The organism is Paenibacillus sp. 1011MAR3C5, assembly GCF_003591485.1.
Lineage (GTDB): Bacteria > Bacillota > Bacilli > Paenibacillales > Paenibacillaceae > Pristimantibacillus.
Genome location: NZ_QZCF01000009.1, coordinates 104,796 through 128,511 on the forward strand (window position 1 = coordinate 104,796; position 23,716 = coordinate 128,511).

The 23,716-nt window shown below is 45.1% G+C and carries 14 protein-coding genes, 1 tRNA gene and 1 pseudogene; 11 read left to right on the plus strand and 5 right to left on the minus strand.

What is annotated here, in order from left to right; all coding sequences use genetic code 11:
- Positions 1 to 57: 57 nt before the first annotated feature.
- From mutM to D3P07_RS22535, 4 genes are all read left to right on the plus strand, one after another.
- Positions 58 to 894 carry a DNA-formamidopyrimidine glycosylase gene (mutM, locus tag D3P07_RS22520; RefSeq protein WP_119802494.1) on the plus strand — a complete coding sequence of 279 codons (837 nt, stop codon included), beginning with the start codon at positions 58 to 60 and terminating at the stop codon, positions 892 to 894.
- Positions 895 to 1,053: 159 nt separating this feature from the next.
- Complete coding sequence (gene ytaF, locus D3P07_RS22525) at positions 1,054 to 1,749, plus strand: sporulation membrane protein YtaF (RefSeq protein ID WP_182914463.1); 696 nt, start codon at positions 1,054 to 1,056, stop codon at positions 1,747 to 1,749.
- Positions 1,750 to 1,764: 15 nt separating this feature from the next.
- On the plus strand, positions 1,765 to 2,367 hold the full coding sequence (gene coaE / locus D3P07_RS22530; RefSeq protein WP_119802495.1) for a dephospho-CoA kinase: 603 nt from the start codon (positions 1,765 to 1,767) through the stop codon (positions 2,365 to 2,367).
- Entirely contained in the window at positions 2,364 to 2,933 is a 570-nt protein-coding gene (locus D3P07_RS22535; RefSeq protein WP_119802687.1) for a lytic transglycosylase domain-containing protein, read from the plus strand. The genes coaE and D3P07_RS22535 overlap by 4 nt, the downstream gene beginning before the upstream one ends.
- A 101-nt stretch (positions 2,934 to 3,034) precedes the next feature.
- Here D3P07_RS22535 and D3P07_RS22540 read toward each other — a convergent pair whose 3' ends face one another.
- Positions 3,035 to 3,250, minus strand: coding sequence for an alpha/beta-type small acid-soluble spore protein (locus D3P07_RS22540; RefSeq protein ID WP_119802496.1), 216 nt, complete (start codon positions 3,248 to 3,250; stop codon positions 3,035 to 3,037).
- 144 nt (positions 3,251 to 3,394) lie between these two features.
- Here D3P07_RS22540 and nrdR point away from each other — a divergent pair, with 144 nt between their 5' ends.
- Positions 3,395 to 3,874, plus strand: coding sequence for a transcriptional regulator NrdR (nrdR, locus tag D3P07_RS22545; protein ID WP_119802497.1), 480 nt, complete (start codon positions 3,395 to 3,397; stop codon positions 3,872 to 3,874).
- Between the two features lie 177 nt (positions 3,875 to 4,051).
- A tRNA-Ala gene (locus tag D3P07_RS22550) sits at positions 4,052 to 4,124 on the plus strand.
- A 720-nt stretch (positions 4,125 to 4,844) separates the two neighbouring features.
- Here the strand turns inward: D3P07_RS22550 and D3P07_RS22555 are convergent.
- From D3P07_RS22555 to D3P07_RS27200, 4 genes and pseudogenes are all read right to left on the minus strand, one after another.
- A complete protein-coding gene (locus D3P07_RS22555; protein ID WP_119802498.1) occupies positions 4,845 to 5,036 on the minus strand; it encodes a hypothetical protein in 192 nt (63 codons plus the stop codon).
- Between the two features lie 563 nt (positions 5,037 to 5,599).
- Positions 5,600 to 5,776 (minus strand): IS3 family transposase, encoded by a 177-nt coding sequence (locus D3P07_RS27970; RefSeq protein WP_397334615.1) that lies wholly within the window; start codon positions 5,774 to 5,776, stop codon positions 5,600 to 5,602.
- Positions 5,777 to 5,859: 83 nt separating this feature from the next.
- Positions 5,860 to 6,483 (minus strand): annotated as a pseudogene (locus D3P07_RS22560) (IS3 family transposase); the annotation flags it as partial.
- Positions 6,405 to 6,749 carry a helix-turn-helix domain-containing protein gene (locus tag D3P07_RS27200; protein ID WP_182914477.1) on the minus strand — a complete coding sequence of 115 codons (345 nt, stop codon included), beginning with the start codon at positions 6,747 to 6,749 and terminating at the stop codon, positions 6,405 to 6,407. The gene D3P07_RS27200 and the pseudogene D3P07_RS22560, both read right to left, overlap by 79 nt.
- Before the next feature lie 526 nt (positions 6,750 to 7,275).
- On the opposite strand from D3P07_RS27200, the gene D3P07_RS22565 reads away from it, so the two are divergent.
- The 5 genes from D3P07_RS22565 (at position 7,276) to D3P07_RS22585 (ending at position 23,694) form a co-directional block, all read left to right on the plus strand.
- On the plus strand, positions 7,276 to 16,404 hold the full coding sequence (locus D3P07_RS22565; RefSeq protein WP_119802500.1) for a family 10 glycosylhydrolase: 9,129 nt from the start codon (positions 7,276 to 7,278) through the stop codon (positions 16,402 to 16,404).
- Between the two features lie 965 nt (positions 16,405 to 17,369).
- Positions 17,370 to 18,353, plus strand: coding sequence for a hypothetical protein (locus D3P07_RS22570; protein ID WP_119802501.1), 984 nt, complete (start codon positions 17,370 to 17,372; stop codon positions 18,351 to 18,353).
- A 444-nt stretch (positions 18,354 to 18,797) separates the two neighbouring features.
- Complete coding sequence (locus D3P07_RS22575; RefSeq protein ID WP_119802502.1) at positions 18,798 to 21,035, plus strand: hypothetical protein; 2,238 nt, start codon at positions 18,798 to 18,800, stop codon at positions 21,033 to 21,035.
- Positions 21,036 to 21,055: 20 nt separating this feature from the next.
- Positions 21,056 to 22,225, plus strand: a complete 1,170-nt coding sequence (locus D3P07_RS22580) for a hypothetical protein (protein ID WP_119802503.1) — start codon at positions 21,056 to 21,058, stop codon at positions 22,223 to 22,225.
- Positions 22,226 to 22,293: 68 nt separating this feature from the next.
- Positions 22,294 to 23,694, plus strand: coding sequence for a glycosyltransferase family 2 protein (locus D3P07_RS22585; RefSeq protein WP_119802689.1), 1,401 nt, complete (start codon positions 22,294 to 22,296; stop codon positions 23,692 to 23,694).
- The last annotated feature ends 22 nt before the right edge of the window (positions 23,695 to 23,716 follow it).

Sequence of the window (23,716 nt, forward strand, 5' to 3'; positions counted from 1 at the left end):
CTGAGATAAGGCGTATGGGACCTGAATGCAGTATAATGGTTGTTGAGGTGAGGAGACATGCCTGAACTGCCAGAGGTAGAGACGGTTAGACGAACATTAATGGAGCTTGTCGCGGGCAAACGGATCCAATCCGTTACCGTGAAGCTGCCACGCATTATACAACGGCCGGCGGAACCGCAGCAATTCGCGGACGCGCTAGTCGGCCATACGATTCAAACGGTAGAACGCAGAGGGAAGTTCCTCCGCATCATACTTGACGGACTGGTGCTGGTGTCGCATCTAAGGATGGAAGGGCGTTACGGCGTCTACCCTTCCGATGAACCGGTAGAGCTGCATACGCATGTGATGTTCCACTTCGAAGACGGAACGGATCTCCGCTACAAGGATGTCCGTCAATTCGGCACGATGCATATATTCAAGACAGGCGAGGAGCTGGAGCTGCCGCCGTTGAACAAGCTGGGCATCGAGCCGCTGGACGAAGCTTTTACGGTGAAAGTGCTGAAGAGCAAGCTGGAGAAGCGCACGACCAAGATCAAGCCGTTGCTGCTTAATCAAGAGCTTATTGTCGGTCTGGGCAATATCTATGTAGATGAGTCGCTGTTCCTGGCTCGCATCCATCCCGAGCGGTCGCCGGGCAGTCTGACCGGGGCCGAATGGAAGAGATTGCATGAAGCGATTCGCTCTACGCTTGCGCGGGCGATTGATGCCGGCGGCTCGTCTATCAAGTCCTATGTGAACGGACAGGGCGAGATGGGGATGTTCCAGCATCAATTCCTGGTCTATGGCAGGAAGAACGAGCCTTGCAATAGCTGCGGCAAGCCGCTGCATAAGTTTGTCGTGGGCGGCAGAGGCACGCACATCTGTACAAAGTGCCAGCCGATGAAGGAAGCATAGCTGACTAAGCCATAGTCCAATTTGCCGTATACTGTGCACCGTGGCGTCACCCCCGCATATGATGATGTTACGAACGATAGGCGGATGCCCTGTCGCTGGTCCGTCCCGTTGGACCTGACCATGTAACAGTCATCTGCTCTTGCGGGGAGGAGCTTTACGTTGATTGCACATTTGATATCGCTGGTCGTGCTTGCTTTTGCCGTTAGCTTGGATGGATTTGGCGTCGGCGTGACCTATGGCCTCAGGAAAATCCGTATTCCTTTCCTGTCGGTGTTCATTATCGCATGCTGCTCCGGATTAATTATCGGGCTCTCTATGCAAGCCGGGGGGTGGATCGGCAAGTATATTTCGGAATCCGCCGCTTCGCTTATCGGCGCATCTATACTCATCGCGATAGGCTGCTGGGCATTGATTCAACTAGTGCGGGGCAAAAGCAATGATGATCCGGAACCCGCGGCTGAGGGTATTGGGAGGGCTAGTGAGCCTGCCAGAATTGCTGCAGCTGTAGAGACGGCCCAAGTGCTGAAGCTGGAGCTGAAGCGGCTGGGGCTGGTGATTCAGATCTTGCGTACGCCGCAAGCGGCTGATGTGGACCGCTCGGGTACCATCTCATCATCCGAAGCCGTCATGCTTGGTGTAGCTCTGTCGCTGGATGCATTCGGCGCTGGTCTCGGCGCTGCGCTGCTGGGGCTTCCGCCGCTTCTGACACCGCTTGTTATTGCGGCTGCGGGAGCATTATTCCTGGTCGCGGGCACACGGCTCGGCATGCGGTTCGCCGCAAAGAAAGGCATGCATGTGCTGTCGTATGTGCCGGGCATATTATTGATTTTGATAGGCATTATGAAGCTGTTATAAATGGAGGTGGTCGCAATGATCATTGGTTTGACCGGCGGAATCGCCAGCGGCAAGAGCACAGTCGGGCGCATGCTCGTCGAGCTTGGCGCTCGGCTTGTGGATGCCGATGCGGTCGCGCGCGAGATCGTGCGGCCCGGAGAGCCGGCGCTAGAGGCGATCGCCTCTCTCTTCGGACAAGCTGTCCTGCAGCCTGAGGGCACGCTGGACCGCGCAGCTCTGGGCAATATTGTATTCAAGGACCCGGACTTGCTGGCGAAGCTGGAAGCGATCACGCATCCGGCTGTGCGCAAGCGAATGTGGGAGCAAATACATACGTATGCGGAAGCGGAGCCTGAGGGATTGGTCATTGGAGATGTGCCGCTTCTGTACGAGACGAAGCAAGCTGATCTGTATGAAGGCGTGCTTGTGGTCTATGTTCCTCCCGAGCTTCAGGTCGAGCGGCTAATGGATCGCAATGGGATGAAAGAGGAAGAAGCGCGGCGCAGAGTTTCCTTGCAGATGGATATCGAAGAGAAGCGAAAGCGCGCGGATTGGATCATTGACAACAGCGGGACGATGGAGGAGACGCAGGAGCAGGTAGTTGCGTTATGGCATCGTCTGGTCGGGACATCAAGATGAAGAGACTGCGGATGAAGAAACGGTACGCTCTAGTGTTGGTACTAGCTCTGCTCGCCATTCTTTTTCTGAAATCAGATTGGTTGGCTTCATGGATGTATCCGGTTTACTATAAGGAAGATATACGGGCAAGCGCATCGAATTACGATCTGGAACCTCATCTGATCGCAGCGATTATACGGGCAGAATCCAATTACGTCACGGGCCGCGAGTCAAGGAAGGGTGCTTTGGGATTAATGCAGATCATGCCGGACACGGCGCATTGGGTCGTGGAGAAGGCGGGATTCGCCAAGGTGGATGATGACATACTTCGTCACCGGGCGGATGTAAGTATCGAGGTTGGAGCTTGGTATTTGAATTCCTTGCATGTGCAATTCGAGCAAAACGCCGTGGCTGCTGTAGCCGCATACAATGCCGGACCTGGCAATGTGCGCAAGTGGCTGGAGGCTGGAAGCTGGGACGGGAACATGGATAGCGTCAAGGATATCCCGTTCGGCGAGACGCGGCACTATGTACAACGGGTCTTTTACTATTATAATAAGTATAAAGATTTGTATCCCCGTTTCTAGGACGAATATCATATGACCATTGAACGTTAAGGAAGCCTTGGAGAGCTTGTCTCTTCTGGACAAGCTGCTCCAAGACTTTCGTTATTCATACAGATGAATCATTATTTTGTGCCGGCTAGAGATTGTTCAGCAATTTGAACCAGGCGACGGGTAATGGAACCCCCGATGGAGCCTGCGTCTCTCGTTGCCATGTTACCGTAGTAGCCGTCTTGTGGGATCGCGATACCCAGCTCTTGTGCAACTTCATATTTCAGTTGGTCCAGAGCGGCAGTCGCTTGCGGCACTACCAATTGGTTGCTGCTGCGGGATTGACTCATTGTTGTTCACCTCCTTGCGGTTGGTAACTGTATTATGTGCGATATTCCAAAGATCATTACAGGAAACGTATGGGATTTCATGGATGTAGTTAGCTTGTAAGGATGTAATCTGATGAAACAGTAAGTTGAAGGGAGGATATCACTATGAAATGTCCGTATTGTGACTATGCGGGAACCAAGGTATTGGACTCTCGTCCAGCCAACGAAAACAAGTCCATCCGCCGCCGCAGGGAGTGCGAGAAGTGCAACCGTCGCTTTACAACGTTCGAGATGATTGAAGAAACACCACTAATCGTCATCAAAAAAGACGGAAGCCGCGAGGAATTCAGCCGTGACAAAATTCTTCGCGGCCTCATCCGCGCATGCGAGAAGCGTCCTGTGCCAGTTGAGCGCCTGGAAGTGATCGTCTCCGAGGTGGAGAAGGAGCTTCGCACGACAGCACATGCAGAGGTCGACAGCAGCGAGATCGGCGGTATCGTCATGAGCCAGCTCTATCCGGTCGACGAAGTGGCCTATGTCCGCTTCGCATCCGTCTACCGTCAATTCAAGGACATCGACATGTTTATGAAGGAGCTCAACAGCTTGCTGCATAAGCATCCGCTTAATGGCGGGGATAAGGGTTAGGGAGAGGGATTTCTGCCGGGAATAGCGTGGAATTGCATAGGGCGGAGCAGATCGTCAGGGGAGCATATGTCTCCCCGCGCTTCTTCTTATAATGTGATACAGAAGCAGCCCAATAGCCTATTAAAATGCAATTGACATCGCTTTCCTCTCATGGTATGATCTATCTTGTCGTTATTCGGGGCCTTAGCTCAGCTGGGAGAGCGCATCGCTGGCAGCGATGAGGTCAGGGGTTCGATCCCCCTAGGCTCCATACAAAAAAGGACGTCATCACATATTGTGATGGCGTTTTTTTGTATGGATTGCCTAGGGGGCGAACCCCGGGGTTCAGTCCGCGCGGACGGAGCGAATGCGGAGGAGCACGGCGTCTGAATCTACCGCTAAAAGTCCTCGTTGAATAAGCTTCGTCAGCATAGGATCAGGATTCGGACATCCCATGTTGATTGACGAGCTTATCCGAGTCGTATCCCCCTAGGCTCCATACTAAAAAAACCTTGTAACAACGGGATTTCCCGAAGCTACAAGGTTTTTTTGATGTTATTTATTGACTAAGAATCTTATCTTGGTCACACGTTTGGTCACAGTACTGAATTTTTTGAGCTACTTTAGAGGAAATTCATTGAGTACACCGATTCCAACGTATGGGGAAATAGCACATAGGTTCAAATATTTAGCCTTGATTAATTGATTGCCCAAATAACATATCCCCATATTGCGAAGCAGTCTGCTTATGGACTGAAGGTAAAACATGAGAGTAAGTATCGAGAGTTACTCTGATGTCTGAATGTCCTAGAATTTCTTTAACAACTTTAGGGTTTATATTTTGGGCTTACATGAGAGTTGCTACTGTATGCCTTAGGTCGTGGAAGCGGATCTGTGGTACATCAGCTTTCTTGATTAAGCTGTAGAACTTGCGAAGTAAATTCCGAGGGTTAAGGGGGCTCATTAAAGTCAATGTCCTTCCAGCGCAGTCCTAATATTTCTTATTGCCCATCCCAGTAGTCAAAGCAAGTAAGAAAGCAATATGAAGGTCATCTTTCTCTGCAAGCTTTAAGAAACTAACGGCTTCTTCCAGGTTCCATACGGACATCTCCTTATGGGGAACTTTTGGAGCCTCAGCATCAGCAGCCGGATTGTAAGTAATGTATTTGCGTCTTTGAGCCATCTTAAATGAGCTTTTCACGATCTTTTGAATGTCTTGGATGGAACGTTCAGATAGTCCAGTGTCTCTAAGCAGAAATACGTAAAACTTTTCAATTAAGACAGTGGTTTACTTGCTCATTTCCTGATTTTCGAAGTAGGCACAATATGTTTCAGAACGTTTGATTTATAGGTTCTATAAGCTCGAACGAAAAAACATAAAAATTCTTGAAAGCCTTGTCTCACAAGGCTTTCTCCTGCTATATCCTTAACGCACAAACCCCCATCTCCCCACTGGCAGCGATGAGGTCAGGGGTTCGATCCCCCTATTCTCCACCAACACCTAACACTAAACGGCAGAGATGCCGTTTTTTTGTATTTACTGCGGATTGCTGTGTGTCGCTTATTAAGGAAATAGCATATTGGAGCAACATTTACCTATCCGACGAAGCTCAGATTCTGCTGCGCTTGGGCTACTGTTAATGGCTTAAGCCAGTCGAGCACGCGAAGCGTGCGAAACAGAAAAGCCTCCGCTGCCCGCCCATGAATGTTGGTCAAGACCCCAATTAGCGGACATTGGAAAAACACCTAAGCAGCAAACTGACGCCGGTACTCAACCGGCGTCAATTTTTTTAGTTTTCTCTGCGGTCGCGAATGATTGTAAAAAGTGATGTAGGACTCAATTCTCCTTTGTGCTTCCTCAATGGATCGAATATCATAGAGGTAGAGTCCTTCCGTTTTGAGAGGCGAGAAGAAACTCTCCAATGAGGCGTTGTCATGACAATTGCCCGACGAGACATGCTGATTTGGGCGCCAACCTTTGGCAGCATGTCGTGGTATACATGGGACGTGTACTGGAATCCTTGATCGCTGTGAACGATTAATCCAGTCACGTCTTTTTGCTTTTCAAATGCTTTTTTGAATGTCTGTAGGATGAGCTGGTTGTCTTTTCGAAGATCCATGTGGTATGCCACAATCTCATTGTTATACAGGTCCTTAATCGCAGATAGGTACATCCATGTATCCGAGACGCGGTATTGCGTCACGTCAGTGACCCATTTTTGACTTGGCAACTCGGCTTGAAATTCTCGGTTCAGTACGTTTTCCGCAACACGACCACCTGCAGACGACACATAGTTGCATCGATGCTTACGCCGGATTTTAGAACGTATTCCAAGTTCCTGCATGAGACGCAGAACCTTCTTGTGATTGACCCAAATTCCATGTTCTCGCAACAGAAAGAGCTGAAGCTGTCTGTACCCGTATTTGCCGTCATACTTAGCGTACAAAGCTTGGATCTTCTCCTTAAGCTCTTGATCCCGATCGCCTGACTTACGCTTTAAATACGCATAATAGCCACTACGCGAGACGTTGAACGCTTTACACAACTCCGCTACACCGTACCATCTTGTTGTCTGTTCAATGGCCCTGTACTTTTGACGCGTTCCTCCTGCATCCAGATTTCCCAACACTTTTTTAGCATGTCGTTCTCCCGCTTTAAGCTTTCGATATGGAGGTTCTCATCGATGTATTCCTCTTTACGCCCTCGACGATCCAAGAGTCCAAACTCGCCTAGCTTTCGATATTTTCTCATCCATATTTTCATTCGATCTTTGTCTATGATCCCAAAATGTACGTTAATCCGACGATAAGTCCAACCTTCCTCAACATGCAGTCTAATTGCCTCAACTCTAACCTCATGCGAGTATTGTTTTAGCTTCTGCCCTTTAAATGCCACGAAAAAATGCACCCCCTAGAATTTCATCGGTTAAACCTGGGGGTTAATCCAATGTCCATTCTAAGGGGTGCACTACAACACTCTTAGGTGTCTTTATTTTGCACGGTATGCAAAATGTAGGCAATCCGGGTTTCTCCGAGGAGAAACCTTTGCCCCGCACGGCTTTGCAGCCTATTTTACATCATGCCGCCCAAATCAGGCATGCCTGCAGGCAGGCCCTTTATCTTTTCTTAGTTTATTTACAATTACCGCTTCAGTTATCAGGAACACAGCCGCAACGGATGCCTCGTTCTGCAGAGTAGAGCGAGGCATCTTATATTTTTATGTCGAAATAAAGTTTCATAATAAAATGTATTTGCGAAATTTATTGACGAAACATTCGAATTTGTATAATATTCAGATAGGAAACGCTGTGCGATATTAAGCTGAAAAATTACTTTATAGGGAGGGATGGGGAAAAGAAATAAGGCGAAACTGTTCAGTGGCTTGGGGCGAAATACCAACATTAATAAAAGGAGCAGTGAAAATGAATCGTTTATTTGTGCGTTGCAAAGCAATATGCAGCCGGATGCTTATCGTATTAATGCTAACATCCATGTTACCTGCTGTTCACGTTTCAGCGGCGGGGGTTACTCCTCCAGATTCAGATGCATGGACACCATATCAACAGTACTTAAACTCGAATGTTTCTAAGAAGGAAGATATGCGTGCGACTTGGATTGTAACCGTTTACAATTCAGACTGGCCATCTTCAGCATCGTTAGCTATTTCTGATACTGCAGCAAGGGTGGAAAAGCAAAAGCAAGAACTAAGCAATATCTTGGATGCGGCAGTTGCTAGCAATCTGAATGCAGTTATGTTTCAGGTTCGCCCATCTTCCGATGCGCTTTATAAATCTGATCTAGTTCCCTGGTCTACAGTTATGACAGGGACACCAGGCGGTGATCCAGGCTTTGATCCGCTTGAATATGCAATAGACGAAGCGCACAAGCGTGGAATAGAGCTGCACGCATGGTTTAATCCATATCGTGCTGCAACTGCGGTAAATGATGCCATGGTTGCTCAACTCAAGGCACTGCCAAAGAGTATTTTCAACACTCATTTTGATTGGATTAAAAAAGCCTATGATGGAGTGTATGTAGTAGATCCAGGTATACCTGAAGCACAAGGATGGATAGTGGATAGCGTTATGGAAGTTGTTAATAAGTATGATATTGACGGCGTTCATTTCGATGACTATTTCTACCATGAGGGCAAAGCCTATGATTATGATGACAAAGCTACATTTGAAAAGTATAAGGGCGGTTTTACAGACAGAGGCGATTGGCGAAGAAATAATACATACAAACTAATCAGCGATCTTTCCCAAGAAATTCGTTCAGCAAAACCCTGGGTACAGTTTGGAATAAGCCCTGCTGGTATGTGGGGCAATATTAAAGACGGGCATGTTAACGGTTCTCCAACTGCCGGTGGTGGACCAAACTATGATAGGGCCTTTGCAGATACGTTAAGATGGGGGAACGAGGGGCTGATTGACTACCTGACCCCACAGGTTTACTGGCCCTTTGGCCGTGATGTGGCTCCCTACGGTGTAATAGCAACATGGTGGGCGGATCACCTTACAAATCCCAATACAAAGCTTTATATGGGTATGGGATTGTATAGGGTAAATGATACAACCAATTCAACTGAAACAGGATTTTTAGATCCCTATGCCAAAGAAGAGATTATCAGGGAGATACAACTCAATACAAACTATAGAAGTGAAATTACAGGCCGCGGGATCGATGGTTCATTCCTATACCAGGGCAGCAATATTATTCCAGGTTCAAAAATTTATAAAAAGGAAGCTGTAGAAGAGGGAGTAAGGACCGCTTGGGCAAATAAGGCTATATCACCAAAATCAACCTGGAAGAGCGGCGTTGCTCCAGCGATGCCCACAAACGTTACTGCCAAGGCTGTAGATGGCGCTACACAAGTAACATGGACATCTAATGATGAAACAGGCAGCACAGCATATTATGCGATTTATAGATTTGGACAGAATGAAAATCTTGATACATCAGATTCAACAAAAATAATTGCAGTTGTTGGTAAGACAGTTGATAGTGACGGTAAGGATATAACAAGCTATACTGATACAGCTGTATCCGATCCAAGCAAGGTACAGTATGTAGTCACGGCACTTGACCGCCTCCAGAACGAGAGCTCGCCAAATGCACCGACACCGGTTAGTGCAATCGATGCAGACATTACTACTGCAGCCGGTACAGCCCCGGTTCTTCCGGTATCCGTAAAGGTTAACATGACATCAGGTTCTCCGGCTAATATGATGGTAAAGTGGGACAAGATAACTGACCCTAATCTTTATTCCGCTGCCGGAAATAGCTTTGATGTAACCGGGAAAGTTATTCATACTAACGGAACACAAACAGAAATGACTGTAACAGCACATGTTTCAGTTGTTGCACCGGCTATAAAATATATTAATCCTGTAATTGTAAGAACAGAACAAAATACTGCTCCGGTATTTCCAGCTACTGTGGATGTCATATATACAGACCATACAGTTTCGTCACTTCCTGTTATATGGGAAACACCGGATCCTGAAGATTACAAAAACGCCGCACCTTTCGATGAATACAGAAATCCAAGTGTGAAAGGCATACAGGGAATAGTTGATGGAACAAATCTAAAAGCAGAAGGCAATTATATCGTATATCCGGCAGTTAACGTATATGCGCCCATAGCTGTTACAACTCGGGTGGGAATACCTCCAATACTTCCCCCTAGCGTTAATGCCACATACACTGACGGTACAAGCTCAAGCGTAGCAGTAGTCTGGGATGATATTCCGGCAGAAAACTACGCTAGCATTAATGACTTTACCGTAAAGGGAACCGTTGAAGGTGCCGCAATGAAGGTAGAAGCTGCGGTAACTGTTGAAAGCGCTGTAAACATAGTAAGCATTGATCCGGTATATGTGAAGACAGGTATCGGCGTAGCACCAAAACTTCCAAATACCGTTAAGGTAACCTATGATGATGGCACGAAGGACACTGTTTTAGTAACCTGGCCAAGTGTGGATCCGGCTGTTGACTGCTTAACAACACACAGATTTACGGTTACAGGGACAATAAATGGTACATCCACTAATGTTACAGCTACAGTTGAAGTTGCTGCAGTAATAGTGCTAGACGACTTTGAAAATGGGGTTGTTTACGGCGGTGCTGCCCAAAGCATGATTAAGTGGACAGGCGACAGTGCCAGCAGCACACCGCCAACTTTGTCCTATGATACCGCTATAAAGCATAGTGGAAATAGTTCCTTGAAGGTTGACTATAAGCTATCCAAAGTTGCAGGTACTGCAAGCGCTTATGTTCGACCGAACCAAGGTACGGGCCTTGTGTTTAAACCCGGGGAAGTGCCGCAAAAGATAGGTTTCTGGGTGTATGGAAATAATGTTACAACTTTTGCTCTAAGGGCAGAGTTCCGTTCAGGAATTACTGCTGGTTCCACTAATACAAATCAAAACATTTCTAATACGCTGAATTTTACTGGATGGAAGTATCTGGAGTACACGGTGGCTCCGTCCTATCAAACTACGGGCCTTACTATAACACTTTTGCCCGGTATCGTTGCCACATCATCCAATGATAAGGTGGACAGCACCATTTATATCGATGATCTTGTGGCTGTTTATGGAAGCGAAACAAAGGATACAGCAGAAATAAGCGGGGCAATTGCAGCTGCGCAAAGCCTTTATGACAGCTCAGCTGCCGGTACAGGCAACGGGCAGTATCCTTTATCAGAGCGCACGGGGCTTAATGCTGCTATTGATGCTGCAGCTAGCGTTATGAACAATCCTGCAGCCGTTATGGCAGATCTTTATAGTGCTACCGATTTGCTTAACTCAGCAGTAGAGGCATATATTGCTACACAGATTGTAAGCGAGCGACATCAGATCATAGAGGACTATGAAGACCATGGCAGCGGAAAGAGCATCGTTGACTGGATTAATGATGGAGGAAGCACTAAGCCCACTATTTCATATAATAATGATCTCAATTATGTGAAAAATGGAAATCGATCATTTAAGATTGATTATAATTTTGCGGGAACTACCGGGACAGCCAGTGCTTATGTAAAAGGTGCATCCTACCCTAACCAAAAATTGAAATTCACCGGAGAGAATACACCGAACAAAATTGGTTTTTGGCTTTATGGTAATGATGAGACGATTTTCAGCTTACGTGCAGAAATAAGAAAGGCAGACGGTTCTTCAGCCACAACGGCCAATTTCTTACCAGCCAATTCAGTGATGAAATCAGGCTGGAATTTTGTAACCTATGAAGTGCCACAAGCAACTTTTAATGCATCAACTGGCCTTTTACTAAATATTATGCCTGGATTAGTTGAAACCTCTGCTGCTGGCAGAGTAAACAGTACGATCTACATTGACGACCTTACTGCAATATATAATGTTGCTCCGGCTGCAACATTAAATAAAACAGGACTGATAGGAGCTATTGCAACTGCAAAATCCCTGCTTCTTGGCGCAGTGGAAGGGACACAGGGAGGTCAGTACCCTATAGGCTCCACAGCAATTTTGAATGATGCTCTCATTGCTGCACAATCTTTGGCAAGCAGCACAGAACAGTCAGATATTGATCGTGCAGCAGAAACATTAAATGCTGCAGTTAACACCTTTAAAACTGCACAAATTCCGCTAATTGATATTCAGGGTTTAAAAGCTGCGATTGATGCCGCAAAGGCAAAGCATGATCTTGCAGTTGAAGGAGTACTGCCAGGACAATATCAAAGCGGAGCCAAGGCAGCACTGCAAGCTGCGATAGATGCAGCAAACACAGTATATAACCATGCAGGCGCAACACAAGGAGATGTTGAGGCGGCAAAAACTGCATTAGCACAAGCTGTTGCTGATTTTGACGGAATGGTGGTTTCGCCTTTAGTGACAATTGATTTAGATGCTGCGATAGCAAAGGCTAAAGCTCTGCATGATGGAGCAGTTGCAGGAACAGAACCCGGACAATATCCGCAACAATCAATTGATGATTTGTTATCGGCAATAACAGCTGCAACAACTGCTAAAGCTGATGCAGAAACTCAGACAGAAATTGATCGTATATTAAACGATCTAAATGCTGCAATTAAGGCTTTTGAGGATGCAATGGTTCCATTAGATGTTGATAAAACTGAGATGAATGAGGCTATAGCAGATGCACAGGCTAAGGTTAATTCAACCGTAGTAGGAACACTTGGCGGACAGTATCCGCAAAATGCAAATACTGCTGTTACAACCGCAATTGCAGCGGCACAAGCAGTTTTAGGCGATATTCATGCTGATCAGGATGCTATCGATGCGGCAGTAGCCGTATTAAAGACAGAAGTAGCAAAATATCTTGCAGCACGAATAGCAGCTCCATGGGATAAGTATAATGTTCCAGAGGAAACGCCGGTAAACAAACGTGAGATGCGTGCTGCCTGGATTAGCACTGTTGTTAATATTGACTGGCCATCAACAGATTCATGGAAGATTGAAGACACGCAAGCTCGTGCGGCAGCGCAAAAAGCAGATCTTATAAAAATTCTTGATGATCTTGCAGAAACAGGCGCCAATGCAGTGATGTTCCAAGTAAGGCCGACATCAGATGCATTTTATAAATCAGAGCTTGCACCATGGTCATACTGGCTGACAGGAAAACAGGATGTTGATCCGGGATTTGACCCGCTGCAGTTCGCAATTGAAGAAGCGCACAAGAGAAATCTCGAACTGCATGCGTGGGCTAACCCATACCGCGTTTCCATGCCGGCTGCCATGTATAAGGACGAATCAGGAAAACCTTTATCGGACTTAAAGGCAGTAGGAGATATGCTCAGCAAGGTGCCTGATAGCATCTATGCCAAGCATCCGGAATGGGTAAAGGTTGGCACAAGCCGCTTTGTCCTTGACCCAGGAATTCCAGAAGCTGCGAAATATGTGGAAGACTCCGTAATGGAAATAGTTGAGAATTACGATATTGACGGAATACACTTTGACGATTATTTCTATGTTGGCAGCAATGGCGGTTTTGATGCCGGTTATAGTGATCAGAGCACATATGATACCTATGCCGACAAAACGGAGTTTCCGAAGATTGAGGATTGGCGCAGAAATAACACATATACACTGGTTAAAAATCTGCATAATAGAATAAACGCAGAAAAACCGTGGGTTAAATTTGGGATTAGCCCGGCAGGCGTATGGGGCAACATGAAAGACGGACATCCGGATGGTTCTGAAACTTCGGCCGGAATACCAAACTATGACCGTGCTTATGCAGATACTAAGAAGTGGGTTTTAGAAGAAATCATCGACTATATAACCCCACAGGTGTACTGGACATTTGCAAACTCAGCTGCAGGGTATGGAGTTGTTTCATCATGGTGGTCTGATTTGCTTAAAAACAACCCTGATGTAAAAACACAGCTATATATGGGTGTAGGTTTGTACTGGCTAAATCCTGATGAAGCAACTACTGATAAATATTGGAATACCCCAGGTGTCGGGGATCAGGAAATTGCACGCCAGCTTAAGTTTAATGCTGCAAACCCCAATATAGACGGTACTATGATCTTTACGTATAACTCATTTAAAGTTAATTCTCCTAACGCTATTTCTGCTGCATCGCTTATTAAGAATGACTTATGGGCGACCAAAGCCCTTATGCCGGCAATGCCGTGGAAGGGTGGAGTTGCACCTGAAGCTCCGGTATTAGTAGGTGCAACATTTGAAGACGGGAGCCATACCATTAGCTGGCAGGATAATGATGAAAATACAGCATACTATGCAGTTTATCGTTTTGAAGATAATGAGGCTGTAAACATTAACAATCCTGTTAAATTGATTGCTAAAGTTCGTAAGAGTGAGACAGGTCTGCAAAGCTATATTGATCATACAGGAAAACCAACAAGTAATTATGTTGTGACTGCATTAAACAGGCTGAGCGACGAAAGTATTCCGTCAAATGAAAGCACTCAATTGCCAATAATTGATACATCTGCATTGGACAGCGATATAGTAGCAGCTGTGGAACTATTGGATCATGCTGAGGTTGGTACAGAAGCTGGGCAGTATCCACAAGAGGCCATAGATGCCTTAACTGCTGCAGTAACAATTGCATCGGCTATAAAGGTTAATGCAAAGACCCAGGAAGAGATTGATCGTGCAGTGGAAGGCTTGAAAGTCGCAGTAGAAAGCTTTAAGGCTGCACAAATACCGGATCCGAATGTTAAAGTCGAGGAAGTGAGCCTTGATAAAGAAACGCTTCAATTAAACGTTGGCGGTGTTTACCAATTAAAGGCGACTATCACTCCATCAGGAGCAGCTAACAAGAATGTAACATGGACATCAAGCGATGATGGAATTGCAGCAGTTGATAACACCGGTAAGGTTACAGCAATAGCAGAGGGTATAGCTGTTATCACAGTGACAACTGAGGATGGAAATAAAACGGCAACCTCTGTTGTAACTGTAGGCGTACCATCAGAGACAATTGATACGACTGAATTGGATAATCAAATCAAAATAGCTACAGATTTAAGAGACACGGCAGCAATCGGTACAAATCCCGGGCAGTATCCACAAAGTGAAAAAGATGCTTTGGAAGCTGCAATAACAGCTGCATTAACGGCCAAAGTGGATGCAAAAACCCAGGATGAGATTGATCATGCAGTGGAAGGCTTGAAAGTGGCAGTAGAAAGCTTTAAGGCTGCACAAATACCGGATCCGAATGTTAAAGTCGAGGAAGTGAGCCTTGATAAAGAAACGCTTCAATTAAACGTTGGCGGTGTTTACCAATTAAAGGCAACTATCACTCCATCAGGAGCAGCTAATAAGAATGTAACATGGACATCAAGCGATGATGGAATTGCAGCAGTTGATAACACCGGTAAGGTTACGGCAATAGCAGAGGGTATAGCTGTTATCACAGTGACCACTGAGGATGGAAATAAAACGGCAACCTCTGTTGTAACTGTAAGCGTACCATCAGAGACAATTGATACAACTGAATTGGATAATCAAATAAAAATAGCTACAAATTTAAGAGACACGGCAGCAATCGGTACAAAACCCGGGCAGTATCCGCAAAGGGCAAAAGATGCCTTGGAAGCTGCAATAACAGCTGCATTAACTGCCAAAGTGGATGCAAAAACCCAGGAAGAGATTGGTCGTGCAGTGGAAGGCTTGAAAGTCGCAGTAGAAAGCTTTAAGGCTGCACAAATAGTGGATCCGAATGTTAAAGTCGAGGAAGTGAGCCTTGATAAAGAAACGCTTCAATTAAACGTTGGCGGTGTTTACCAATTAAAGGCGACTATCACTCCATCAGGAGCAGCTAACAAGAATGTAACATGGACATCAAGTGATGATGGAATTGCAACAGTTGATAACACCGGCAAGGTTACGGCAATAGCAGAGGGTATAGCTGTTATCACAGTGACCACTGAGGATGGAAATAAAACGGCAACCTCTGTTGTAACTGTAAGCATACCATCAGAGACAATTGATTCAACTGAATTGGATAATCAAATAAAAATAGCTACAGATTTAAGAGACACGGCAAGAATCGGTACAAATCCCGGGCAGTATCCGCAAAGTGCAAAGGATGCCTTGGAAGCTGCAATAACAGCTGCATTAACTGCCAAAGTGGATGCAAAGACTCAGGAAGAGATTGATCGTGCAACTGTAAACTTAAAAAGTGCTGTAGCAAGATTTAGGGCCGCAAAAATACCAGTACGTGAAGTGATACAGGATACGATACATGTTACAGGTGTAAGTCTTGATAAGCAGACACTGGAACTGAATATTGGCGATGAATCTCAGCTGACAGCAGCTATTAGGCCAAGTAATGCTGACAATATGCAGGTGACATGGAAATCCAGCAACGAAAATGTTGCAATTGTTGATCGTACAGGTAGAGTTGTAGCAAAGGGCAGCGGCACAGCAATAATCACAGTAACAACCATAGATGGAAATTTGACTGCAACTTGCGTCGTGAATGTAAGTGCTCCGGTAACAGAAGAAGAGAATACTAAGCCAGAAGAGAACGTTGAAGTCAAATTTAGCGACATTCTAGGCCACTGGGCGGAAGCAAGTATTAAACTTGCAGCGGCTAAGGGCATTATCAGCGGCTATGCTGACGGCACATTCAAGCCGAAGAGCGAGGTTACCCGCGCCGAGTTTGCAGTCATGCTGGCTCGCATGCTGAACTTGCAAGGAAACGGAACCGAGCTGGAGTTTAACGATCAGGCAGCCATCGGCTCGTGGGCGGAACAAGGCATCGCACAAGCTGTGCAAGCTGGAATCGTGAAAGGCTACTCCGATGGCAGCTTCAGACCGAACGCGAAGATCAGCCGCGTCGAGATGGTGACGATGATCGTGAATGCGCTTGGTTTCGCCGACAACTCCAAGGCAACAACTGCATTTGCGGATGACGCCGAGATCCCGTCATGGGCTAGAGCGGCAGTTGCAGCGGCTGTTGAGAACGGGCTCGTTCAAGGCGTTGGCGGCAACAAGTTCGCTCCGAATCAAACGGCAACAAGAGCCGAGTCGGTGGTCGTTCTGCTTAGAGCGCTAGAGTTCGCAAGTAAATAAAGCTGAAAACGATCAGTAAAACCAGGCCCCCGGCAATTGAGCCGGGGGCCTGGTGATTGATATAACTGGTGATTGGAAAGCGACCTTGAATGCAGATGGTAAGTTAGTCTGCTAATCAATCAAACGAGTCTGGAATATCTCACCAGATCAAAAAAGCAGATGGAGTTAAAACTTCGTTTTCTCCATCTGCTTTACCTTTTTAGAGCTTATTGGACAGCCCCTGCATGCACAAGGGCAACTAGGCAATCGTCTGCACCAAGGCTTGGCAAAGCCCAAGTTTTCTTTGTGTATTAATTCAATACGCCGAAACGAAGAAGCCGAGGGGATGGTTTATTTCACCGCATCGTACAACCGCAGGATGGTAATAATGCTCTGTTCTCTTGTGTACGGACTCTTTGGCGCAAAGGTATTGTCGCCGATACCACACCGATCCCCGCTGCTTTTTCTATACTACTATCGATCGTATCAGTGAACTTCGTCCGCTTGGTGATCTCTGCTCCTGTCGTTTTCTCATACAAAGCAACGATAAGTGCAGCGAACTCGGCACGTGTTGTTGCTTGCGTATACCTCGATTGAAAGTCTTGGGGCACGGGATTTGCCGCTATCGCCGCATGGACTTGCTCTGCCGCCCATGCTGAGGGTTTTTCAGCGACTGCTGAGGAAGCCCTGGTCAATGGGTTTGACATAAATGTTCCCAACAAAGGCAACGAACATGCTAATATTGGTCTATATGATGGTGAAGTCATCGGAATAGGGAAGGCCTACGAACAAACGAAAGAGTTGTTTTTGGAGGCTACATTTACCTGTTAGTATAGATTAAACTGCCCGAGCTCTCTTGAGTTCGTAAAGATGAGATCAAGGCACAGTTCAAATTGCAGATCAGCCGATTCATTCTGTTGACTTAATGAATTGAGTTTTAACTCACAATATAGGTAATGTGAATCTGTAGGGGGATAGATGAGAGAATGAAGAAATGTGAATATTGTGGATCAAAGGCTGCAGATGATGTTGTACAATGTGCTGGTTGCGGGGCAAAAGAATTTAAAAATATATGTACAAGCTGTGAAACGACTTTTTTAGGTAATAAATGTCCTAATTGTAATGTTACGATAGGCGATAAGCCCAGAACATGCCTTAATTGCGGTAAGAATTCGCTTGAGCCAGTCTGTCCCGATTGTAGAGCGGATTTGATAAATAGACGAATAGTTCAAGTTAATCCTTATCCAACTGCTGTGCGGCAAATACCAAAAAAGAAAAGTGGAATAGTTGCTAGTCTGATAACGCTATTGTTTATTGTTGTATTTATTGGGGTAATTTCTTCTACGAATTCTGATAAGTCTGATAAGAATACGATAAGCTATAAGAATACAATAAGACAGAATTTACCTGATATGGAACTGTTGATATTAAAAGAGCATCCTAAATTTTATGGAGATTATAAAGCCGCAAAGAGCTTCTGGAAGGAATTTGATAAGGCTATAGTAGTGAATGCGAGTGGAACAACTTTATATGAAGATGCTTTGCTATTGGTTACTACCGGAGACAGCGATAATGGTGTCATTACGAATGTTACGATAAATCTTTCTGATTATGAAAAAAAGCATGATCTTGAGCTTGATAACGTCATGCGATTGATTTGTGATTATATCCCCTATGATATTATTAATCAATACTATGATTTCAAAGAAGCGTTCCATGAAGTTTCTAAATATGGCAGGTATGAAGCATATCATTATGTAATGGAATTAAATGATAAGGGTAAGGAAGCAAAGAAATCGGGAGAGAGCTATCTTCAATCGAAATTTGCTTTTAAAATCATACATAGAAATGATAATGACTGGATTGCTAAAATGAATTATATAGCATACAAAGGGAATCACAATAAATTTAAAGCAGATGCTTATGACGTAGTAGCATGGGATGTAGATATAGAAAAATACAGGAAATAGGGGGTTATGGAGGCTGTTTCGTTACTAAAATGGGCGGGCTGTCCAATAAGTCTCTGTTGTCACTATCTACACGTTACATGTGGAGTGCTGTGTATCGCTTCTGGGAAAACATTGATTTAGAGCCACATTTACCAGCATAAACCCTAGGTATTACCCACCCATAAATCCCAGATAAACGATCTATTTATGAAAATTTGATATCTGTTATCCCTGACTTTCTTAATCCCAAGAACAGCCTGCATTTGCAGGCTGTTCTTCTTTGTCGTGCAACTTACAATTATTAGAGTTCTTAAAATTTATTAATGTCGTATAGGCCTAGGTTTTATTGAACGGGCTTGTCGCCTTATGCTACAGTATTGGGGCGCAGCAAGCGGCCTCAAGCCGACCGATCGTATATATCAATGCTAAACATATAACTAGAATACAGACATGAGGAAGAGGGCAATGAAAAAGTTATTCAAAAGTGGTTTTTTCAAAATAGGGCTTGTTCTTATAATCGCGGGCGGAGCTGTCGCTTTTTGGTTGATGCCGCCTGTGGCAAAGGTAGAAAGCACCGAAATTGGTAAAGGATATAAGGTGAAATTTAAAACGAACGGAACTCAAATTGAACAATTTCAAAACCAATCATGGAATCCTTATTTTGCCAAAGGGGTCAATATGGGAGCAACTGTTCCAGGACATTTCCCCGGCGAGCTTGAGATTCCGAAAGATGACTATATGAGATGGTTTGAAATGATTCAAGATATGGGCGCCAACGTCATTCGCGTGTACACCATTCTAAAACCGGAGTTTTACGAAGCTTTGGTCCGATACAATGAGAAGCATCAGGATAATCCGCTCTTTTTCATTCAAGGGGTATGGAGTCCAGAAGAACAATTAATTGCAGGCCAAAACGCCTTTGACCCGAAAGTAAAACAGAAGTTTGAAAAAGAGGTTCGAGAGGCTGTAGAAGCGGTGTACGGAAATATCAAGCTTGAAGCTGAGGCGCATTCAGGAAAAGCCAGCGGTAATTATTTGTTTAATGCAGGGCCCTATCTCATGGGATGGATCGTCGGCACAGAATGGGATCCTATGATGGTGGATAAAACGAATAAGAACAATTCGGGTGCAGCTGATTATAAGGGAGAACATTTTCAAAGCAAACCTGGTGCTAATCCCTTTGAAAAATGGTTGGCCGAGATGGTCGACATAACAGCCACAACAGAAGCTAAGCACGGATGGCAGCATCCGATAGCATTCTCGAATTGGGTGACTACCGACCCGCTTGAACATCCAGGTGAGCCATTAATTACTGAAGATATGGTCAGTGTGGATCCGATGCATATCGAAGCCGTAGATTGGGATGCCGGTTATTTTGCCTCCTATCACGTTTACCCGTATTATCCTGATTTCTTTACCTTCGACAAATCGTTTCAAACGATGAAAAATGATAAAGGTGAAGTGGATAGCTATAAAACCTATCTTCACAAGCTGAAGGAATACCATAACGATATGCCAGTTATGATTACCGAATTTGGCGTTCCCGCCTCACAAGGCATTGCCCATACAGGCATGCTGGGGCGCAATCAGGGAGGACACGACGACAAAACACAAGGGGAAATGGATGCGGATATGTTCCGGCAAATCCATCAGGAGGGATACTCCGGCGCGATCTTGTTTACATGGCAGGACGAGTGGTTTAAGAAAACCTGGAACACGTTAAACTACGACATTCCTGACCGGCGGGCTTATTGGTATAACACGCTCACGAACGAATCCCATTTTGGAATACTCGGCATGTATCCAAGTAAAGATGATGTGATTCACATTGACGGGGATGCATCAGACTGGGACAAGCTCGATGATGGGGATAAGACTAAGCTAGATATGCAAATGAAAGGTTTTAATGAAATATGGGCCACGCATGATGAAGGATATTTATATCTCTTGGCCAAGTTAACTGAACCTTTAGATTTAACAGAAAATTCCGTCTATTTAGGATTCGATACTTTAAAGGGCGGCAACCGCCATGCACCGCAGCTCCAAGGAAAGACGCTGGATGAAGGATTGGAAACCTTAATCGAACTCGGAAACAAGGATAAAGGGCAGATGATGATAGCCTCCAATTATGACTTCCATACCCGAATCTATGGCAAGCTGTCGAAAATATTAGCTTACGATCCAAAACAATTTCAGGACGATAGCGGACTCTTTAACCCATGGAAATTGGTCGTCAATTATTTGCTCGAATATCCGGATTCCCGTGTCGATCATCCCTTCGGCGATATCGAAGTAGGAGACTTGCTGAGAGGAACTAGCGATCCGCAAGATCCGAACTATAATTCGAAGGCAATGTGGCAGGCAAAAGGCGATGTATTGGAAATTCGTATTCCATGGATGCTGCTGGGGTTCAGTGATCCAAGCTCACTCAGCGCCATTAGTTACAAAGATACGGGAACGAAACAACTTGAATCGGAGAAAGTCGAGGGCGTTCGCATTGTTCCATGGATCGTCCGCAAGGATTCGAAGGAAGTCATCGGACTAGAAGGCAACAACCCCTATCCGATATCGAAACTTCCGCTTTACACCTGGAAAAGGTGGGAAGATATCGACGTTAAATATGTGGAACGCCCAAAACAAAGTTATTCGATTATGAAAAAAGCGATGCGTGAAGTGAATCAACCGGTATCCGAGCATAAATGAAGGAAGGAAGGATTTTATTTGTGTATATCAACATCGAAGTAGCGCTCAAATTTTTGTATGTTCTCATTATTTTGAATGTTGTATTCGTTGCCGCGGTTTATGCCATAAAAATCAAACGCTTGAGAAGAACCAGAATAGAACGCAGGTTTGAGGTCAAAATCAAAGATTACCTTACCTATGTCCTGGTCAATATCGAAGGAAAAGAACCGCTGCAGGCACCGCCGTTTTCATTGAACAAAGTAGAACAAGAAGTGATGCAGGAACGTTTGAATGATATGATCGAAAATTTTACCGGAACACCACGCGAAAAATGTATAGAGCTGTGCAAACGCTTGGGACTGGTGCAATATCATCTGGATCGTTTGAAAAAAGGCTCTTATGCTGTGAAAATCGATGCGGCATATCACTTAGGCTGTATGAGAGTGCAGGAAGCTGTTCCGGATTTACTCCAGCTTCTCGCAACGCATAAGCTGAATTCTTCCCTCTTTGTCATCGCCCGGTCGATTGCGAAATGTGCTCGCGATGAACAGGATGTGAAGGAAATGGTACAGCTTCTTCTGAGCCATAACAAAGGATTTTATGATTTGCTTGTAGACATGATTAAAGAAGCGGATATCGACCATGGGGCGCTGTTTGCTGAATTCATTCAACGGGATAGCAAGGAGTATATCCAAATCGGTTTGTGCGGATTGAGAGACTACACCGAGCCGACGGTAGCATCGGCTGTCTATCGTCTCATCGATTCCGAGGACAGAATGATTCAATCTAAAGCCGTGGAAATCTATCTGAAATCAGTTCACTTTATACCTAGAAACGTCGTTCAAAAGCTGCTTCAGCATCCGCTGGATGAACTGCGTGTCCTTACGATTGGGGCGATCGCCGATCAGAAGCTGGTTACGTATATCGATGTCATGAAAAACGCATTATTGGATGAAAGCAAGCGAGTATCCGCAGCCAGTGCAAAAGGGTTATTGCTTCTTGGAGAAGACGGCATAGCCACATTATGCGGAGTCACTGCAGAAGTAAGAGGGTCAGAGCAAGGGGAATACCTCCAGATGCTTATTGAGGAAGAACTCAAATTTCTTTCGATACAGCTCCATGACCTTGATAAACTAACACGATATAATTCGCTCACCTACCATTACGAAAAAACGCTAGGCAAGAACAAACGAATCTATCGTGTTGTATAGCTTATAGGTTTAGGAGGGAACAAAGCATGAGGCTTCTGGAATATTATTTACAACAAGCAATGGACTACTTGCGCGATTTTTTATTGGGATACGGCTACTTTGCCATGTATTATGGCCTCATTATAACGTTCATTTATTTCTTAATCTTCGGTCTGTCGATTCGTCATACTTTCCCTCTACAAAGAGGGATAAAATATAATCGCGTACGGAAGCTATCCGGTTCTGAACACGTACCGCCGGTGTCCATATTAGTTCCGGCATATAACGAAGAATTAATGATTAAAGAAAATGTACGAAATTTATTGGCTTTGAATTATCCGGAATATGAGGTCATCGTCGTTAATGACGGCTCAAAAGACGATACAGCCAAAATTATGATCGAAGAGTTTCAACTAAAAGAAATTAAGCCATTTGTTGCAAAACATATTAAAACCAACATGGTCAGAGGTTACTATCATAATCCTGAATATCCAAACTTGTATTTCATTGATAAGGAAAATGGGGGGAAAGCGGACTCCTTGAATGCAGGGATTAACCTTTCTCACTATGGTTTGATTTCTACGATTGATGCGGATTCACTTTTGGAAAAAGATGCTCTGACAAGAATCGCCAGAGTGTATATGGAAAACCCCGAAGATACGGTAGCGGTCGGCGGAAATGTTCGAATCGTTAACAGTTGTACGGTAGAAGACGGGATGGTCAAAAACATCAGATTTCCTAAAAAAATGTGGCCTGCTCTCCAGAACGTTGAGTATATCAAAGCGTTCTTAGGCGGCCGGATAGGCTGGAGCTCCATTAACGGATTGATCATTGTATCCGGCGCCTTCGGTGTTTTTCAGAAGGATAAGGTAATTGCCATAGGCGGCTACCGCGGCGGATACCCTGGGGAAGATATGAACATCGTCATCAAGCTGCATCGTTATTGCTTGAAGAACAAAATACCTTATCAAGTCGGTTTCTGTCCGGATGCTGTTTGTTGGACACAAGCACCGGATACGTACCGGATTTTAAGCAGCCAGCGAATGCGCTGGGGGCGCGGTAACTTAAAAAACATGATCGAGGAAGGAATCCATATGATCTTCCGCCCCCGTTATAAATTGTTCGGGTGGTTAACAATTCCTTATAACATCCTATTTGAAACCTTAAATCCTTATATCCGTCTGAGCGGGCTAATCGCCATGATCGGTTATTGGCTGCTCAATATGGCGGATTGGAAAACAGTCGTTGTGTTTATGCTGGTGAACTTTTTCTCCTGCTTCATTCTTAGCCTTGGCGCTTTATTTATCGAGGAAAAAGCTTTTAGCCGTTATCCTAAACTGAGTGATCTCAATAAAATGCTGCTCTACTCTTTCCTTATGTTTCTCGGTTATCGTCAAGTTGGCGTTCTATGGAGATTCTTGGGACACATCGACTTCTTCCGCAACAATAATACGTGGGGAACGATGGTTAGAACCAATTTCAACAAATAATATCAAGTATATAGATAAAAGG

Excerpts from the sequence above, each read along its gene's own strand:
- nrdR (WP_119802497.1), top strand. The coding sequence starts at position 3,395 with ATGAAATGTCCGTATTGTGACTATGCGGGAACCAAGGTATTGGACTCT.
- D3P07_RS22555 (WP_119802498.1), bottom strand. The coding sequence starts at position 5,036 with ATGGCTCAAAGACGCAAATACATTACTTACAATCCGGCTGCTGATGCT.
- D3P07_RS22575 (WP_119802502.1), top strand. The coding sequence starts at position 18,798 with ATGAAAAAGTTATTCAAAAGTGGTTTTTTCAAAATAGGGCTTGTTCTT.
- D3P07_RS22565 (WP_119802500.1), top strand. The coding sequence starts at position 7,276 with ATGAATCGTTTATTTGTGCGTTGCAAAGCAATATGCAGCCGGATGCTT.
- D3P07_RS22535 (WP_119802687.1), top strand. The coding sequence starts at position 2,364 with ATGAAGAGACTGCGGATGAAGAAACGGTACGCTCTAGTGTTGGTACTA.
- mutM (WP_119802494.1), top strand. The coding sequence starts at position 58 with ATGCCTGAACTGCCAGAGGTAGAGACGGTTAGACGAACATTAATGGAG.
- D3P07_RS22540 (WP_119802496.1), bottom strand. The coding sequence starts at position 3,250 with ATGAGTCAATCCCGCAGCAGCAACCAATTGGTAGTGCCGCAAGCGACT.
- D3P07_RS22570 (WP_119802501.1), top strand. The coding sequence starts at position 17,370 with ATGAAGAAATGTGAATATTGTGGATCAAAGGCTGCAGATGATGTTGTA.
- coaE (WP_119802495.1), top strand. The coding sequence starts at position 1,765 with ATGATCATTGGTTTGACCGGCGGAATCGCCAGCGGCAAGAGCACAGTC.